Consider the following 15,991-nt stretch of genomic DNA (forward strand, 5'->3'; position numbering starts at 1 on the left):
GGCGACCTCGGGCCCGAGCCCTCGTACGCCGCTTCCACGACTCGTACGCCCCCCGCTCATACGCCGCCTCCTACGCTCTGCGTATCACTGGGAAGATCCACCCGCTCGGCGAAGGGCAGCGACAGCACCATCGTCAGACCGCCGCCGGGAGTGTCCTCCGGGGTGAGGGTGCCGTCCATCGCCTCGGTCAGCCCCCGGGACAGGGCCAGGCCAAGGCCGAGACCGGTGGTGTTGTCGGTGTCGCCGAGGCGCTGGAAGGGCTCGAAGAGCCGGTCGCGGACGGAGGTGCCTCCCTGCCCGGGCGGAGCCGAGAGCTTGAGGGCCGGCGGCAGGCCGGGGCCGCGGTCGACGACACGGATTTCGACGCGGCCCGCGTGTGCGCTCGCGGTCAGCAGCACCTTGCGGTCCGCCGGGCTGTGGCGGGCCGCGTTGCCGACGAGGTTGGCGATCACGCGTTCCAGGAGAGGCGGATCGGCCAGCACGGCCGGGATCTCCTCCAGGTCCCCGACCACCACCTCGGGGGTGTCCGCGAGCGCCGCCGGAAGGACCTCCTCCAGTGTGGTGGCCCGCAGGTTCAACGTGAGCGCGCCCGCCTGAAGGCGGCTGAGGTCGAGGAGGTTCTCGACCAGGCGGTTGAGTCTGGCCATGGACTCGTCCGCGGTCGCGAGGAGTTCGTCCCGGTCCTCGTCGGAGAATTCGACGTCCCGGCTGCGCAGCGAGGAGACCGCGGCCCAGCCCGCCGCGAGAGGCGTGCGCAGGTCGTGGCCGACCGCCCGCAGCAGCGCCGTACGCATCCGGTCGGCCGCTTTGACCGGTTCGACCTCGGCGGCGGCCTCCGCGAGCCTGGCGCGTTCGACGGCGGATCCCACGTGGGCGGCGAACGCGGCGAGCACACGCCGCTCGGAGGAGGGCAGGGGGCGCCCGCGCAGGACGAGGAAGGCGCCGGGGCCCGCGGGCACGACCGTCGCGCCGTTGTCTCCGGGCGGCTCGTCGACCAGTTCCGCCGAGTCCATGCCGAAGGTCTCGCGGGTACGTTCCACCAGCGCCGGGATCGTGGCGCCGCCCCGCACGATGCTGCCGGCGAGCGAGGACATGGTCTCGGCCTCGGCGGTGGCGCGGGCCGAGCGCCGCGACAGACGCAGGGAGCGGTCGACGACACCGGCGACCACGGCGGCGACCGCCGCGAAGACCGCCAGGGCCAGCAGCGCGTTGGGATCGTCGAGCGTGAACTGCCCGACGGGCGGGATGAACCAGTAGTTGAGCAGCAGGGACGCCGTCACCGAGGCGATCACCGCCGAGACGACCCCTCCTATGCAGGCCACGCCCACCACGGTCAGCAGGAACAGCAGCGCCTCGCTGGTGAGGTTGAGCCGGTCCCGGGCCCAGTCGAGATCGAGCAGGAAGGTGAGCGCCACGGGCAGCAGCAGCCCGGCGACCGGGCCCGCGACCCGGCGCGCGGTCGACAGGGTGCGCCGCCGCGAGGGCAGCAGCGTGCCGCGTCCCGCGCGCTCGTGCGTGACGATGTGGACGTCGATGTCCGAGGAGAGTTCGACCACCGTCTCGCCCGTGCCGCGGCCGGTGACGAAGCGTTCGACGCGGCCCCGTCGGCTGGTGCCGAGGACGAGTTGGGTGGCGTTCTCGGCGCGGGCGAAGTCGACGAGGGCGGTGGGCACGTCGTCGCCGACGACCGAGTGGTAGCTCCCGCCCAGATCCTCGACCAGCCGCCGCTGCCGGGCGAGCGAGGCGTGCGAGGCACCCGCGGCGAGGCCGTCGCTGCGGGTCACGTGCACGGCGAGCAGGTCACCGCCCGCCGACCGGTCGGCGATCCGGGCGGCCCGCCGGATGAGGGTGCCGCCCTCGGGCCCGCCGGTGAGGGCCACGACCACCCGCTCCCGGATCTCCCACACCCCGCCGATGCCGTGCTCGGAGCGGTACGACTGGAGCGCCTCGTCCACCCGGTCGGCCACCCACAGCAGGGCCAGTTGGCGCAGCGCGGTCAGATTGCCGGGCCGGAAGTAGTCGGCCAGGGCCGCGTCGATCTTCTCGGGGGCGTAGATGTTGCCGTGCGCCATCCGACGACGCAGTCCCTCCGGCGTGATGTCGACGAACTCGATCTGCTGCGCCCGTCGTACGACCTCGTCGGGCACCGTCTCGCGCTGCGGCATCCGCGTGATCTTCTCGACGACGTCGTTGAGGGACTCCAGGTGCTGGATGTTGAGGGCCGAGATGACGTCGATCCCGGCGGCGAGCAGTTCCTCGATGTCCTGCCGGCGTCTGGCGTTGCGGCCGGCTCCGGGGACGTTGGTGTGGGCCAGCTCGTCGACGATCGCGACCTGCGGCCGGCGCTCGAGGACCGCGGCGAGGTCCATCTCCTCGAACTCCCCGCCGCGGTGGGCGCAGTGGGCGCGCGGCACGATCTCCAGGCCGTCGAGCAGCGCCTCCGTGCCCGGGCGGCCGTGGCACTCCACGAACCCCACCACCACGTCGGCGCCGCGTGCCGCCCGACGGCGCGCCTCGTCGAGCATGCGGTAGGTCTTGCCGACCCCCGGGGCCGCCCCCAGATAGACCTTCAGCCGACCGGGCCGTACGTCACCCACGGCGGCCCGTACCTCACCCCCGCCGGTCCGCACATCACTCATCTCGGTCGGTCCGTCATTCATCGCAGCCGACGCGCTCCGCTCACTGAAGATCAACTCTCCGACGGGAAGGGGTACTTCCCCCCACCGAAGCCCTTCCGTGAGTCGTTCGGCGCGCTCATTGACGCATCCTTGGCGCCGGTCACGTGGACGTTGACACCGCCTTGACGTGCGCCGGCCCGACCGGGTGAAGGACGCGCAGCCGGAGGCGCGGTTCCGGGTCGGCCATGTCTGTGCGGGGTTCCGGTACCGCACCGTGCGTTCCATGGACCGTTCAGGTCGTGGGGGCCGGAACCCGGCCCCCACGACGGCACGCTCCCCTCACCTTCGATAGTGTCGGAAAGCCGGTCCGGAGCGATCACAGACGGAGACTGCCGACGTGCGCGTGAACCGATACGTACGAACGGGAGGGGCCTACGGGCACCTGCTGCTCGTCGTCGTTCTCGCGCTGGGCGTGTTCGTCATGCACACCGTGGGACACCCCGACCAGCCGCCCGGCGACGGCATGAGCCGCGCGTCCCAGGTCTCGACGGTGCCCACGGTGGTGGCCGCCCACGACCCCATGGGGGCTCCGGCATCACCGGAGCGGGGCAGCGCCGCGCACTCCACGCACACGTCCTCCAAGGACAGTCCGGCCATGGCGATGGACATGGTCTCGCTGTGCGTGGCGGTGATGTTCGGTGCGTGGGTGCTCACGGCACTGCTGCGGAGGGCCCTCGCCCGGCGTCCGGACTGGCTGGCGAAGCTCCTCGCCCAGGCGCCCGTCATGCTGCGGCCCAATCCCCCACCCCGCGGCCCTGATCTCACCGAGTTGTCGGTCCTGCGGCTGTAGGCCGAACCGCCCTCGCGGACGCGCACCACGCGCGCTCCCGCGACGACGCGTACGCCCACACAGCCAGAACCAACACACGAGGTGAGTTCACGATGACTGCCTTCACGCGCGCCTTCCACGGCAAGCACCTCCACCGCAAGCCCGTCCGCCGTGTCGCGGCCGTCGGCGTCGTGGCGGCCGGGGCCCTGATGCTCTCCGCCTGCGGCAGCGGCGGCGACGGTGCGAGCGGCATGAGCGGCATGGACCACGGCGGGAGCAAGAGCTCGGCCACAGCGACCGCGACGGCGGCCGCCAAGGCCGGTGACGTCGACGAGGCGGACGTCACGTTCGCGCAGATGATGATCCCCCACCACGAGCAGGCCGTGGCGATGGCCGAACTGGCCGACGGCCGCGCCTCCGACGCGGAGATCAAGGACCTGGCCGCGAAGATCGAGAAGGCTCAGGATCCCGAGATCAAGACCATGACGGGTTGGCTCAAGTCCTGGGGCAAGCCCACCGTGGCGGGGGACATGCCCGGGATGGGCATGGGCGGCGACGGCATGATGTCCGACAAGGACATGAAGGAACTCAAGGCCATGCAGGGCAAGGAGTTCGACAAGATGTTCGCCCAGATGATGATCGACCACCACAACGGCGCGATCGCCATGGCGAAGACCGAGCAGAAGAGCGGCCAGAACGCCGACGCCAAGAAGATGGCCGACGCCATCGTCACGGGCCAGTCCGCCGAGGTCAAGCAACTCCAGAGCATCCTCGACCGGCTCTGATCCGCGGTACCCGTTGACCGTTCCGGGCTCCCTCGGCCGCCGTGGGGAGCCCGGGCGGTCACTCGGGCGCTTCAGTGGACATGCGGACCGCCGGTCGTCTGTGGCCTGCCTCGCGGTACGAGGAACAGGGCGACGCCCGCGCTCACGGCGGCCACCACCGCGCTGAGCCTGAACGCGTCCGTGAAACCGTCGATCGCGCCGTGCTCGACGCCCGCGGCGGCGACGGTGGACAGGACGGCCACGCCGATCGAACCCCCCACCTCGTGGAAGGTGTTGACGACGCCCGAGGCGAGCCCGGCCTCTTCGCGAGCGACCATGGCCAGCGCCGTGGTGGTGGCGGTGACGAAGACCGCCCCGAGGCCGAGTGAGGCGACGGCGAGGCCCGGCAGCAGGCCGGCGTACACGCTGCCGTCGTGCGACAGCCGGGTCAGTGGCGCGGTGCCCGCCGCCGCGATCACCATGCCCGCCACGGCGGTGGTCCTGCTGCCGATCCTGCCGACGAGCCGGGACCCGAGGTGGGCGCCGACGGCGGTGGCGACGGCCACGGGCAGGAACACTAGGCCGGTCCGCAGCGGGCTGAAGCCGCGTACGTGTTGCAGATAGACCGAGCCCAGGAAGAAGAACGCGATCAGCAGCGCGGTGGCGATCAGCAACAGGAACGCGCCCGCGACCACGGGACGGCGGGTGAGCATGCGGAGGTCCATCAACGGGGCGCCGCCGACCCGTTCGGCCGCGGCGAACGCCCCGTACAGCACGACCGCCGCGAGCAGCGACAGCAGTGTGGCGGCTCCGCTCCAGCCCGTGTCGCCCGCCTTGACCAGGCCGTAGATGAGCGCCCCGGTGCCCGCGGTGACCAGCAGCGCGCCGGGCAGATCGAGCCGGGCCGGCCGCGGCGGACGGGCCGGGAGCAGGCCCGGCAGCGCGGCGAGGGCGAGGACGCCGACGGGCACGTTGATGTAGAAGACCCACTGCCAGCCGGGCCCGTCGGTCAGCGCCCCGCCCAGGAGCACACCGATGGCCGATCCGGCGCCGCCGACGGCGGCCCAGACGCCGAGCGCCTTGTTGCGTTCCGCACCGTGGAAGTCGGTGGTGACGATCGAGAGCGCGGCCGGGGAGAGCAGGGCGGCTCCGACGCCCTGGGACATCCGGCCGCCCAGCAGCATGGGCGCGCCCGTGGCGAGCCCGGTGACCAGGGACGCGGCGGTGAACACCGCGATCCCGGCGAGGACGGTGCGGTGGGCGCCGAACACGTCGGCGAGGCGCCCGCCGAGCAGCATCAGCCCGCCGAAGCACAGGGTGTACGAGGTCACCACCCAGGTCAGCGCCTGCCTGCCGAGGTCGAGGTCGGTCGCCATGTCGGGCAGGGCGACGTTCACGACGGTGACGTCCAGGATGAGCATGAACTGGGCCAGGCAGAGCAGGACGAGCATCAGCCAGCGGCGCGGGTCGGCCGGGGGTTGCGAAGCGGACGCGTGGTGCGCGTCAGCGGTGCTGTGCGTCACGACGACTCCTCCGAGCGTGCGATACGGAAGGGGGAAGTGCGGCCGGGCCACGACGAACTCGGTACGACCGGTCAAGTGAACTGTACGGCCCAGTACATATGAACTCAACCGTTCAGTTCAGATGTCGGTAGACTCGTCGCATGAGCACGAAGGACGACACGAAGGACGTCAAGCGGCCCCCCGCCGGACCGCGCGCCGAGGCAAAGCGACTGGCCATCCTCAAAGCGGCCCGCGAGCTGTTTCTGCGTGAGGGTTTCGACGTGAGCGTCGATCTCATCGCCGCCGAGGCGGGCGTGTCCAAGGTGACGGTCTACAACCACTTCGGCAGCAAGGAAGCCCTGTTCATCGGGGTCGTCAAGGACTCGCTCGACGCCCCGCTCGGCGGCACCCTCGCCGACGCCGTCGCCCGCCTCGCCGACTCGGACGACCTGCGTGAGTCGCTCATCGCCGCCGCCCGCGCCTGGGTGGCCGGAATCCGCACCAACCCGGAGATCCTCGCGTTGCGGAACGTCGTCGCCCGCGAACTGCACCGCTTCCCCGAACTCGGCGAGGGCTGGCACGACGCCGGTCCCGAGCGCCATCACCCCGCCGTCGCGGGAGCACTCCGGCAACTGGTCGCACAGGGCCGGCTCGACGTCCCCGACATCGAGGTGGCCGTGCTCCAGCTCTACTCCCTGCTGGTCTTCCCGTACCTGGTCTTCAGTGCCTACGGCACCGACGTCGACGACGGTCTCACCGACCGTCTGATCACGGGTGGGGTCGACATGTTCCTGGGCCACTACGCCCCGCGTCACACCAAGCCGTAACCGAGCCGTAAGGGGAACCGCCTTGCCCGATCCCAGCGCATACGAGGTCCGCCCCGGTGTCCCGTCGGTGGAGGACTACCGCCGGCTCCGCACCCGCGCCGGCCTCAGCGACAAGTCGGCCGAGGGCGCGGCGGTGGGGCTGGCCCACACCTGGTACGGGGTGGTGGCCGTCCACGGTGGCGATCCGATCGGCATGGGCCGGATCATCGGCGACGGTGGATGCTTCTTCCAGATCGTCGACATCTGCGTGCTGCCCGAGCACCAGGGCCATGGACTCGGCCGCCGCATCATACAGGCCCTGAACGACGAGTTGGAACGCCGCGCGCCGGCACTCTCGTACGTCTCCCTCATGGCCGACGGCGACGCGCACCATCTCTACCGGAAGTTCGGGTTCACCGACAGGGCGCCCAAGTCCATCGGGATGGCCCGCTTCATCCGGGCCGGCTGAAGGGCGGCACCGCCGTCCGGGGTTGTCCATGAACCCTCGGCAGGGGGACAGGGGCGGGTGCGGAAGCGTCCGCTGTCAGGCCGCCGCGGGCTGGGGCTCGGCCGTGTCCGGCACACGGCTCGGGGTCTCGCGTCGGAAGACGTCCTTGAGGTAGAGCACGGCGGCAGCGCCCAGCACCCACAGCGGGAGGATCACCAGGGCGCGGGTCAGACCGTCGTCCTGGAATCGGGAGAGCCCCTGCATGGCGCGGACGCCGACCCCGACGGGCAGGATCTCGGACAGCGGGCGCAGCCAGGCGGGGAGGTAGGCGGCGGGCATGATGCCGCCGCTGCTGCTGTTGCCGAGGATCAGCAGCAGGATCGAGGCGAGACTGACGCCGGCGGAGCCGAACAGGCGCAGCAGCACCATGGTCGTGGCGCCGACCGCGGCGCCCATGAGCGCGACGACGAGGGCGAGGGGCAGGAAGGGGCCGGGCAGGGCGCCGAAGCCCGTGCCGCCGCCGATGACGGCGACCAGGACGCCGCCGGCCACGCCGAAGAGGGCCAGGCTGGCCATCCGCCAGCGGTACTGGAGGCGGGGGGCGAGCTGGTAGGTGGTCATGCCGAAGAGGTATCCGGCCAGTACCAGGCCGAAGGCCGCGTAGAAGACGGACAGCCCCCGGGTGTCCCCCGCCGACGCCGGGGCGACGTCCTCGACGGAGAGGCGGTGGTGTTCCGCGCGGGCCACGGAGCCGAACGCGGTGGTCACGGTGGCGGTGACGGCGGCTCCGTTGGCACTGCCGTAGAGCAGATCCCCGTTGCCGAGGTAGGCCGCGTAGACCGACCGGTCCTGGACGGCGCGCCGGGCGGCGGACTCGTCGGGGTAGGTCTCCAGGGTGAAGCCGTCCGGGACGACGCGTGCGAGGTCCTGGCGCAGGCTCGCCTGATGGGTGCCGATCTCCGTGGTGCCCACCCGCAGCTCGTGGGGGCGCGGTGCGTGGAAGGCGGCGAGGTAGACGCTGACGAACACGGTGCCGATCAGCAGGACGACCGCCACGGGCACCAGGACGGCGCGCGGGGTTCCGGGGCGCGGCGGCGGATGGGCCACGTCCAGGGCGTGCTTGTGGTGCTGTCGGGCGGAGGAGTGCTGGGACATCGGAGGCAGGGTCCTCGAAGAATAGGAAGAATGGAAGTCAACTGATAATCTTTGTACACCACAATCAGCTGCCTTACAAAAGGGGTCCGCCACGTGAAACATCCCGACCGGCGTACGGGCTACGTGGCCTGGCAGATCGGCCAGATCATGGCGTCCCGGATCGAGCGCACCCTGCGCCCCTTCCAGCTGACCCTCGCCCAGAACAGCGCCCTGATCCAGGCCGCCTTCGACCCGGGCGTCTCCAGCGCGACCGCCGCGCGCAGGGCGGCGATCACCCCCCAGTCCATGGGAACCGCCGTCAACGGGCTGGTCGAGCGGGGGCTCCTGGAACGGCGGACCGCCCCTGGCGACAGACGCACTCAGCGCCTGCACGCCACCGAGGCCGGCCTGCGGCTCGCGGCCGAGGCCGGCGCCGCCGTGGACGCCACCCACGCCGAAGCCCTGGAAGTACTCACACCGACGGAGCAGGAACAGGCCCACTCACTGCTCCTGAAACTCCTGACGTCGCTGAACCCGGCGGCCATGGACGTCGACAGCACACCCTGAGGAGCCACCGGGCCGAGCAGGTCGCGTGCCGACGAGTTCGACGCGAGACAAAAGACCAGGCCCCGTCGCCGTCTGGTGCTGTGCGTCACCTAGGGATTTGCCCCGATGCCCGCACCGAGGTCGCTCGCCTACCGTCGTGAGTAGTGCTGAACTTCCGGTCAGCCGATCCATTCTGGATCGAACTCGTTCGCTACGGAGGCCCGATGAAGGCGATCGCCCAGGACCGCTACGGCTCGCCTGACGTCTTGGAACTCAGGGAGGTCGACAAGCCGGTCGTCGCCGACCATGAGGTACTGGTTCGAGTCCACGCGGCCGCGGTCAACGCCCGCGACTGGCACCTCATGCGGGGCGACCCGTACCTGGCGCGCCTGGTGCTCGGGTTGAGCGGCCCGAAGACGAAGATCCGGGGCACGGACTTCGCGGGTCGGGTGGAAGCGGTGGGCAGGAACGTGAAGCGGTTCCGTCCCGGTGACGAGGTATTCGGCGAAGTCGACGGGGCATTCGCCGAGTACGTGTGTGCCCAGGACAACGTGGTGGAGCCGAAACCAGCCGGCCTGCCGTTCGAGCAGGCGGCCGCGGTGCCGCTGGCGGGGAACACCGCGCTGATGGGCCTGCGCGACCTGGGACGGGTACAGCCGGGACAGCAGGTACTGGTCAATGGTGCGTCAGGTGGTGTGGGCACCTTCGCCGTACAGATCGCCAAGGCGTTCGGCGCGGAAGTGACCGGCGTGTGCAGTACGAGAAACATGGAACTGGTCCGGTCGATGGGCGCGGATCATCTCGTCGACTACACCCGGGAAGACTTCACCCGGAACGGACGGCGGTACGACGTCGTGTTCGACCTGGTGGGGAACCATACGTTGACCGAGTGCCGACGCGCGCTGACACCCACGGGGAGGCTCGTTCTCTCCGGTGGGGGCGTATCCGAAGGCGGGAGCCTTGTCGGGCCGATGGGTCTCATCCTCAAGGGGCAAGCGATGTCTCGCTTTGTCCGCCATCGGTTGCTCGTCCTCACGGCGACGCCGAGCAAGGAGAACTTGGCAGCGCTGAGAGAACTCGCCGAGTCCGGGAAACTCACCCCAGTCATCGACCGGACCTACCCGTTGAGTGAAGTACCCGAGGCCATTCGGTACCTCGAAGTGGAGCACGCGCGCTCGAAGGTCGTCATCACCGTGTGACGGACCGCTGAGGCCCAGCATGCACCTGAGGCTCCCCCTCTTCCTCACTCCTCCCGATACCGGGACCGGCCAGCGGACAGCCATGCCGGTCAGGGGCAGTGGATGCGCTACCGGTTGAGGGTGAGCGAGTTGTAAGGCGTCAGGTTGAAGCTCCCGATTTCCTGCACCTCGAGCGCCACGTGGCAGCCGACGCCGTTGTAGCCGGTGCACAGGCTCATGCCGGCGCCGCCGTACTGGTTGTTGAAGACGTAGTGGTCGCCGTACTGGTTGCTCAGGTTGTGGGCGCCGTAGCTCCAGTACACGTTGGTCGGGTGGGGGTCGAGGTACGGGTTGCGGTCCTGACCCCAGATGCAGACGGCCCCGTACGGGCAACCATTCCAGTCGCCTTCAGCGGGCTTGGCCTGCGCCGCGCCGCTCATCGCCACGACGGCGGTCGCCGCGGTCGCCAACGCGGCGACGCCGCGCAAGATTTTGAGCATGTCATTCCCCCTGTGTCTGCACCGGTCGACGGAACGGAGACAACTATCGGCTGCGCGCCGTCGCTCTGACCATCGTTTCGACGGTGCCCGAAAGGGGTTTGGGCCGGCCATACCTCGGGTGATCCGGTCCGGTTCAGCACACCGTCGGGCTGGTGGAGCGCCCGAATCGACCGGCCGCCCTGACGTCTACTCGGTGTCGGCCAGCTGGGCCCGGAAGAAGTCGGTCAGCTTCTCGACAGCGGGCCCGACGTGCGGCTCCTTGTCGTAGAGGTCGACGTGGCTGGCGCCGTCGATCCAGTGGAGCTCCTTCGGGGCGCGGGCGTTCTGGAACGCTTCCACGCTCATCCAGGAGGTCACCGCCTCGCGTCCGACGATCATGAGAAGCGGGCGCGGCGCGATCAGGTGGACGAAGCGGAAGGCGTCGAAGAAGGCCATGCGGTCGACGCTGGACCAGGTGAAGGACTTCGCCGAGCGTGGGTGCTGAGCGCGATCGGAGCAGTAGTACTCGCAGCCCTCCACGGCGTGCCGGCCCCCCAGCGCGCGGGCCTGCTCGGCCGTGTCGGGGAAGAGCGGGAAGGTCTGGACTCCCTCACCGCGGGCCTCGGCAGTGCGCGCGGCCGCGGCCGCGGCGAGCATGCCCTGGAAGACGGCCGGGTCCTGGGCGCCGTCGGCGCCGTCACGGAACTGGCGGGCGATGTCCACGGCGCTGACGGTGCCGACGGCCTTGATCCGGTGGTCGGACGCCGTCGCGCTCAGGACGTAGCCGCCGGAGGCGCAGATGCCCAGCGCCCCGACGCGGTCAGCGTCGACATCGTCACGAGTAGTGAGGAACGAGACCGCGGCCTTGATGTCCTCGACCCGGTGGGCTGGGTCCTCCAGGCCGCGCGGCTCGCCCTCGCTCTCGCCCTGGTGGGCGGCGTCGAACGCGAGGGTGACGAAGCCCTGCTCGGCCAGGCGAAGCGCGTACAGGCCGGCGGCCTGCTCCTTCACACCGCTGCCGGGGTGACTGACGACGATCGCCGGGCGCGGGCCGACGGCCCCGTCGTCCGGCGTGTACAGGTGGCCGGCGAGCTTCAGGCCGGCACTGGGAAAGGTGACGTCGGTCCTCAAGGGGGTGCTCCAGTCGCGGAGGGACGGGCTCGCGGTGGGCGAGCTCCGGTGGCCTCCTGCCGGCGGCCACACCTCCACGGTGGCGTCGGCGCGTCGGGGGTACCAGGGAGGGTGCTGCCTATGCACGCCAGTACCAGGCACGCGGCTGTCCGTCTGGGGACACTTGAGTCATGGAACTCCAGGACAACGCTTCCGGCGGCAACGAGCTGGGCCATTTCCTGCGCTCCCGCCGTGCCGCTCTCGATCCGCACCAGGTCGGCCTTCCCGACGACGGCCGTCCACGCCGAGTGCCGGGCCTGCGCCGCGAGGAGCTGGCCCAGCTCGGACACGTGAGCATCGACTACATCGTCCGCCTGGAGCAGGGGCGCACCCGCCGCGTCTCGCGCCCGGTCCTCGACGCGCTCGCCGACGCGCTGCAACTCGCTCCGGACGAACGCGCCTACCTCTTCACCGTCGCCGACGTCACCCCCAGCGCTCCCACGCCGGGACCGGGCAGACAGCAGGTCGACCCGCAGCTGCAACAGCTGCTCACGACCATGCACGACATCCCCGCCATGATCCTCAACCGGCGCATGGACGTCCTGGCCTGGAACCGGGGCGCGGCCGCCCTGCTCACCGACTTCGGCGCGCTCGCCCCGGCCGAACGCAACCTGATCCGGCTGACGTTCCTCGACGACGCCTACCGCGCGCTGTACGCGGACTGGCCGCGAGCGGCGCGCGAGTGCGTGGCTGTTCTGCGCATGGAAGCCGGCCGCCACCCCAAAGACCAGGCCCTCGCCGCACTGATCGGCGAGCTGAGCCTGCGCGATCCGGACTTCCGCACCTGGTGGGCCGACCACCGGGTCCGCGGGGCGCGCCGGCTCGCCAAGACCTACCTGCACCCCGTCGCGGGCAGCATCACCCTGGACGTTCAGCAGTTCTCCGTCGACACGCAACCGGACCAGCAACTGGTCGCCTACACCGCCCCACCCGACTCTCCCTCCGAGGAAGCACTGCGTTTCCTCCTCCAGTGGGCGGCCCGTCCCGACCAGGCGAACGACAGTCCGGCCACGCACGACAATCACCGCAGGAAGTGATCAGGCGCAAGGCATCACTCAACGAGCGCCGACCCGCCTCGAACACGTCGGCGAACCACATCCCTTGACAGCACACACGAAAGGACCAGATCAGCTGAGCCGGGGACCAGATGCATGGAGACAGGACACGAGGACTCACGGTCTTCGCCGGCACCCGCGACCTGATCCCCCCGACAGCCGCCGCCTTGCGGAACGGACCGACGTGTCCGGACTCGCCGTCGACCCACGGGGCCGACGGCCGGCCGCACGTCCATCCGCGACTGCCGACCCCCGAGGGACGCGCCGCCCGCCCCGACCCCGGGCCGCAGTACTTTCCCCACCGGCACTCACGCCGCCGCGTCGTACGCGGCCCGCAGCCGGACGCCGCCGCCGGTGCGGGGCCGCGGGGCGCGCTCCGCGAACACAGCCAGACGCAGCACGAGATAGCGGCCGATCCCGACGAGCGCGGTGGCCGACAGGTACACCGTCTGCTGCAGGACGAGTCCGGCGTCGGGACGGAGCGCGGCCAGCGAGCCGACCGCGGCGGACGTGACCAGCCAACCGAGGGCCATGGTGGCCGCGCTCTTCAGGTGGCCGGCCAGACCGGGCCGGCCGTGGCCGAACGAGACGCGGGCGTGCAACTCGGTGGCGACCACGGTGGAGGCGACGGTGGTCAGCGCGTTCGCCGCCATCCACGGGATCCACCGCGAAAGCAGGACCAGGGCCGCCGAGGCAGCCAGGGTGACCCCGCTGCCCAGCCCGGCGAAGCGCCCGAAGGCCGCCGCGTGCCGACGGATCAGCCGCAGGCCGTTCATGGTGATCCCCTCCCGGTCCGCTGCCCCTGGCGGGGTCGTCGTCGTCATGCCGCAGAGCGTGGCCGACCCCCCATTCAGCGCGGTTTCAGAGCGTTCTCAGGAGTGCCGGCGGTGGTGAAACCGGTGCGGCGGTACGCCACCGCCCGCCTCGACCGTGATCAGCTGGTCAGCGGCATGGAATTGGGGGGAGCCCCCCGAACCGGCCGTGCCCGCCGACCGAACCACCGTCGCCCTCAGGGCCGCCCCGCTCAACCACCACGATCCGTGGACCCTGGAGGGAGTCGGCATCCGCGAGGAACAGCAGCCGGTGATCCTCGGCTGCGACGCGGCCGGCTTGAGCTGCCGCCCGCAGGAGATGGCGGCTTTCGTCGCCCAGTCCCGGAAGGCTTCGGGGTCCTCTGCCAGGGCGTGCGGTTGCCGGGCGGACTCGTGAGATTGGACCATCCACGGCGCGAAGGCGTCCTCGGCCAGGACCTGGTCGAGGCGAAGTCGGTGGTGGACGGCAGGTCAATGAGCCTGGCCCGCTCACGGCCTGACTCGCTTCGGGGCTTACGCGCCCTGCTCCGCGAGTGTGACCTTCCGGCCCGCGCGCGCCGCCTCTCGGACCCGTTCCAGCATGGCGTGCCGCCGTACGGCGTGCCGGAAGTCGGGAACGCCGTCCTCGTCCGGCGCAAGGCTCCCGATGATCTGGTCGCGCAGAAGCGCGTACTCGTGAGCGACGCCGCAGGCGGGCTCGGCGGAGCGCCCGGTCCATTGCGTCAGCGAGCGCTGATAGCGGGCGGGAACCGGGAGTTCGGTCAACGCGCCCTCTTCTCCCCGGGCGCCATGCAGCTGTGTCCCCCCATACCACCACTGAGCCCGGTCGGCCTTGACGACGAGATCACCCTCCGTGCCGTTGATCTCCCAATGGAACGCAGTGGCGCGGGACGTCCCACCGCGGAAGTGCATCGCAGCCACGGCCCCCGACTCCAGCACACCCGTGACGGCGATCTGGTCTTCCGCGCTCTTGGCCGCGACCGCGCCGCTCGTGACGTTCGTGACCTCCGGGCGCAGGTTCTCGACGAGAGCTGACACCTCGCGGAACTCCCCGAGCACCATGGTCAGCGCGTCGACCGAGTGCCCGAAGGGAATCGACAGCAGCGTGGCGCCGCTCGTAGCGTCCAGCACGTACGCATAGTTGTCGTCGTAAGTGGCGCCCCCGATCCAGCCCGACCCAAGCATGCTGGTCGACAGCACCCGCCCCACGTAGCCCTCAGCGACCAGGTCCCGCAGATACCGAAGCGGCGGAGCCGACCGGGCCTGCAGACCGACGGCCGTAAGAACACCCCTGCGATGCGCGAGGTCGGCGAGTTCCTCGGCCTGCGCCAGGTCGGCGCCGAGCGGCCACTCGCTGAACACCATCTTCCCCGCTTCCAGCGCGGGTCGGATGAGCTCCAGGTGATGCGGAACCTTCACCGTCACCACCACGAGATCGACTTCCTCACTACGGGCCAGCTCCTCTGCACTGGCGAAGGCCAGCGGCACCGCGTACTTCTCACCGGCCGCACGCGCGGATTCGGCGCTGCTGGCGCTCAGCGCGCGCAACTCGTATCCGTCGAGCCCGGCCAGCGCCGGCACATGGGCGGTGGCCGCCCACCCGCCGCTCGCGCTCAGCCCCACGACACCGACACGAATCAGCTCCCGATGAGGGGAAGTGGACGTCATGCGCACCCCAGCGTTCGCGACCAGCCGCTCTCTCACCTCAGAACGGCCAACAGCCATGGAGGACACGGTCCAAGCATCACGTTCAGCTCAGCGAGCAGCTGTCGGACCTGTTGTCGGACCTCCAGTGGGGAGACGTCCGCTCGGAGACGTGGCTCGGTTCCACGAGGAAGACCCCGTGGTTCCCCGGTCTTGCCCGTGGTTCCCCGCGGATTGACGTCCTTGGCTACGGTGAGCACAGCGCGGGCGCAGAGCGGACAACAAGGCGTGTCATTCCCAGGGCGGCCTTACGCGAACTGGAGGTGCAGCCTGACGACGCCGGAGTTGTTGCCCTTCGTGATAGTCCCGTCGCCTCCGGCCCCGCGGAAGACTCCGCTGCCCCCCGTGACGGCGACAGGCAGGATCTGCTCATTGTCACGGAGCTGGATGAACTGAATGCTCAATTGCCCATCGCGCAGCCGCAGGGTGAAAATCCCTTGCGATTCGACCACCGTGTTGGGCCCTGAACCAGTGACCCGCGTCGTGGTGAAGGTGCCGTCCCCGACACCGATCTTCCGACCATTCTGAAACACGTCCAGGCTCAAAATCATCTCGTCGCCGAGACTCGGCCCAGGCGGTCCCCCGAGGTTGAGTTTCTTCACCTGCGCGAACTTCACGCCGAACTCTACGAAGCAGTCACCCCTATTGGGGTCGGCGGCGTGTGAGACGTGGCAGGTGTGGTGGTCATGCCCACGTTGGGTGGCTGCTGCCGGGGTGACAAGGGAGGCGGAGGCAGTCGCTAGAGCGACCGCCCAGATGACTCTTTTTCTCATGGTCGGAGTCCTTCCTCGATACGCGCAGCTCGTGTCGGCGTCAGAGCATGATGGGTCCAGGCCAAATGGAGGCCATCAGCAATTACCCGTAACTGCTCCGTCGCAAGTCGATCCGAGGGGTGTTTCACCCGGTTGCGGCAGGAGCACTGATACGCACCACGCCTCCAGGACTG

Annotated in this window: 16 protein-coding genes; 8 read left to right on the top strand and 8 right to left on the bottom strand. The window is 70.4% G+C overall.

What is annotated here, in order from left to right; translation table 11 throughout:
• Positions 1–56 precede the first annotated feature (56 nt).
• Positions 57–2,597: an ATP-binding protein gene (locus tag FNV62_RS08915; protein WP_144316440.1), complete on the bottom strand. Its 2,541-nt coding sequence runs from the start codon at positions 2,595–2,597 to the stop codon at positions 57–59.
• A gap of 418 nt (positions 2,598–3,015) precedes the next feature.
• On the opposite strand from FNV62_RS08915, the gene FNV62_RS08920 reads away from it, so the two are divergent.
• Together FNV62_RS08920 and FNV62_RS08925 are read left to right on the top strand one after the other, a co-directional pair.
• Positions 3,016–3,468, top strand: coding sequence for a DUF6153 family protein (locus FNV62_RS08920; protein WP_144315012.1), 453 nt, complete (start codon positions 3,016–3,018; stop codon positions 3,466–3,468).
• Between the two features lie 92 nt (positions 3,469–3,560).
• Positions 3,561–4,232 (top strand): DUF305 domain-containing protein, encoded by a 672-nt coding sequence (locus tag FNV62_RS08925; protein WP_054233348.1) that lies wholly within the window; start codon positions 3,561–3,563, stop codon positions 4,230–4,232.
• A 71-nt stretch (positions 4,233–4,303) separates the two neighbouring features.
• Here FNV62_RS08925 and FNV62_RS08930 read toward each other — a convergent pair whose 3' ends face one another.
• Positions 4,304–5,734 carry an MFS transporter gene (locus FNV62_RS08930; RefSeq protein WP_413083821.1) on the bottom strand — a complete coding sequence of 477 codons (1,431 nt, stop codon included), beginning with the start codon at positions 5,732–5,734 and terminating at the stop codon, positions 4,304–4,306.
• A gap of 140 nt (positions 5,735–5,874) precedes the next feature.
• Between FNV62_RS08930 and FNV62_RS08935 the strand changes: the two genes are divergently transcribed.
• Positions 5,875–6,540 (top strand): TetR/AcrR family transcriptional regulator, encoded by a 666-nt coding sequence (locus tag FNV62_RS08935; RefSeq protein ID WP_144315014.1) that lies wholly within the window; start codon positions 5,875–5,877, stop codon positions 6,538–6,540.
• A gap of 22 nt (positions 6,541–6,562) precedes the next feature.
• Entirely contained in the window at positions 6,563–6,988 is a 426-nt protein-coding gene (locus FNV62_RS08940; RefSeq protein ID WP_144315015.1) for a GNAT family N-acetyltransferase, read from the top strand.
• Between the two features lie 75 nt (positions 6,989–7,063).
• On the opposite strand, the gene FNV62_RS08945 is transcribed toward FNV62_RS08940, so the two are convergent.
• Positions 7,064–8,122, bottom strand: coding sequence for an ABC transporter permease (locus FNV62_RS08945; RefSeq protein ID WP_097283379.1), 1,059 nt, complete (start codon positions 8,120–8,122; stop codon positions 7,064–7,066).
• 93 nt (positions 8,123–8,215) lie between these two features.
• Here FNV62_RS08945 and FNV62_RS08950 point away from each other — a divergent pair, with 93 nt between their 5' ends.
• Positions 8,216–8,668 (top strand): MarR family winged helix-turn-helix transcriptional regulator, encoded by a 453-nt coding sequence (locus tag FNV62_RS08950; RefSeq protein ID WP_097283380.1) that lies wholly within the window; start codon positions 8,216–8,218, stop codon positions 8,666–8,668.
• A 203-nt stretch (positions 8,669–8,871) separates the two neighbouring features.
• Positions 8,872–9,846 (top strand): NAD(P)-dependent alcohol dehydrogenase, encoded by a 975-nt coding sequence (locus FNV62_RS08955; RefSeq protein WP_144315016.1) that lies wholly within the window; start codon positions 8,872–8,874, stop codon positions 9,844–9,846.
• A gap of 107 nt (positions 9,847–9,953) precedes the next feature.
• Here FNV62_RS08955 and FNV62_RS08960 read toward each other — a convergent pair whose 3' ends face one another.
• On the bottom strand, positions 9,954–10,325 hold the full coding sequence (locus tag FNV62_RS08960; RefSeq protein ID WP_097283381.1) for a hypothetical protein: 372 nt from the start codon (positions 10,323–10,325) through the stop codon (positions 9,954–9,956).
• Between the two features lie 186 nt (positions 10,326–10,511).
• Positions 10,512–11,435: an alpha/beta hydrolase gene (locus FNV62_RS08965; protein WP_143654501.1), complete on the bottom strand. Its 924-nt coding sequence runs from the start codon at positions 11,433–11,435 to the stop codon at positions 10,512–10,514.
• Positions 11,436–11,605: 170 nt separating this feature from the next.
• Between FNV62_RS08965 and FNV62_RS08970 the strand changes: the two genes are divergently transcribed.
• Complete coding sequence (locus FNV62_RS08970) at positions 11,606–12,511, top strand: helix-turn-helix transcriptional regulator (RefSeq protein ID WP_097283383.1); 906 nt, start codon at positions 11,606–11,608, stop codon at positions 12,509–12,511.
• Between the two features lie 326 nt (positions 12,512–12,837).
• Here FNV62_RS08970 and FNV62_RS08975 read toward each other — a convergent pair whose 3' ends face one another.
• A complete protein-coding gene (locus FNV62_RS08975; protein WP_144316442.1) occupies positions 12,838–13,305 on the bottom strand; it encodes a hypothetical protein in 468 nt (155 codons plus the stop codon).
• Positions 13,306–13,510: 205 nt separating this feature from the next.
• On the opposite strand from FNV62_RS08975, the gene FNV62_RS57975 reads away from it, so the two are divergent.
• The gene (locus FNV62_RS57975) at positions 13,511–13,738 is read left to right on the top strand and encodes a hypothetical protein (protein ID WP_143600573.1); all 228 of its coding nucleotides are present in this window, start codon (positions 13,511–13,513) and stop codon (positions 13,736–13,738) included.
• Positions 13,739–13,854: 116 nt separating this feature from the next.
• Here FNV62_RS57975 and FNV62_RS08985 read toward each other — a convergent pair whose 3' ends face one another.
• On the bottom strand, positions 13,855–15,009 hold the full coding sequence (locus FNV62_RS08985; protein WP_144315018.1) for a Gfo/Idh/MocA family protein: 1,155 nt from the start codon (positions 15,007–15,009) through the stop codon (positions 13,855–13,857).
• 284 nt (positions 15,010–15,293) lie between these two features.
• Positions 15,294–15,662 (bottom strand): hypothetical protein, encoded by a 369-nt coding sequence (locus tag FNV62_RS08990; RefSeq protein ID WP_143600575.1) that lies wholly within the window; start codon positions 15,660–15,662, stop codon positions 15,294–15,296.
• Positions 15,663–15,991: the final 329 nt, after the last annotated feature.

The sequence above is a fragment of the Streptomyces sp. RLB3-17 genome, from assembly GCF_007113425.2.
Lineage (GTDB): Bacteria > Actinomycetota > Actinomycetes > Streptomycetales > Streptomycetaceae > Streptomyces > Streptomyces mirabilis_D.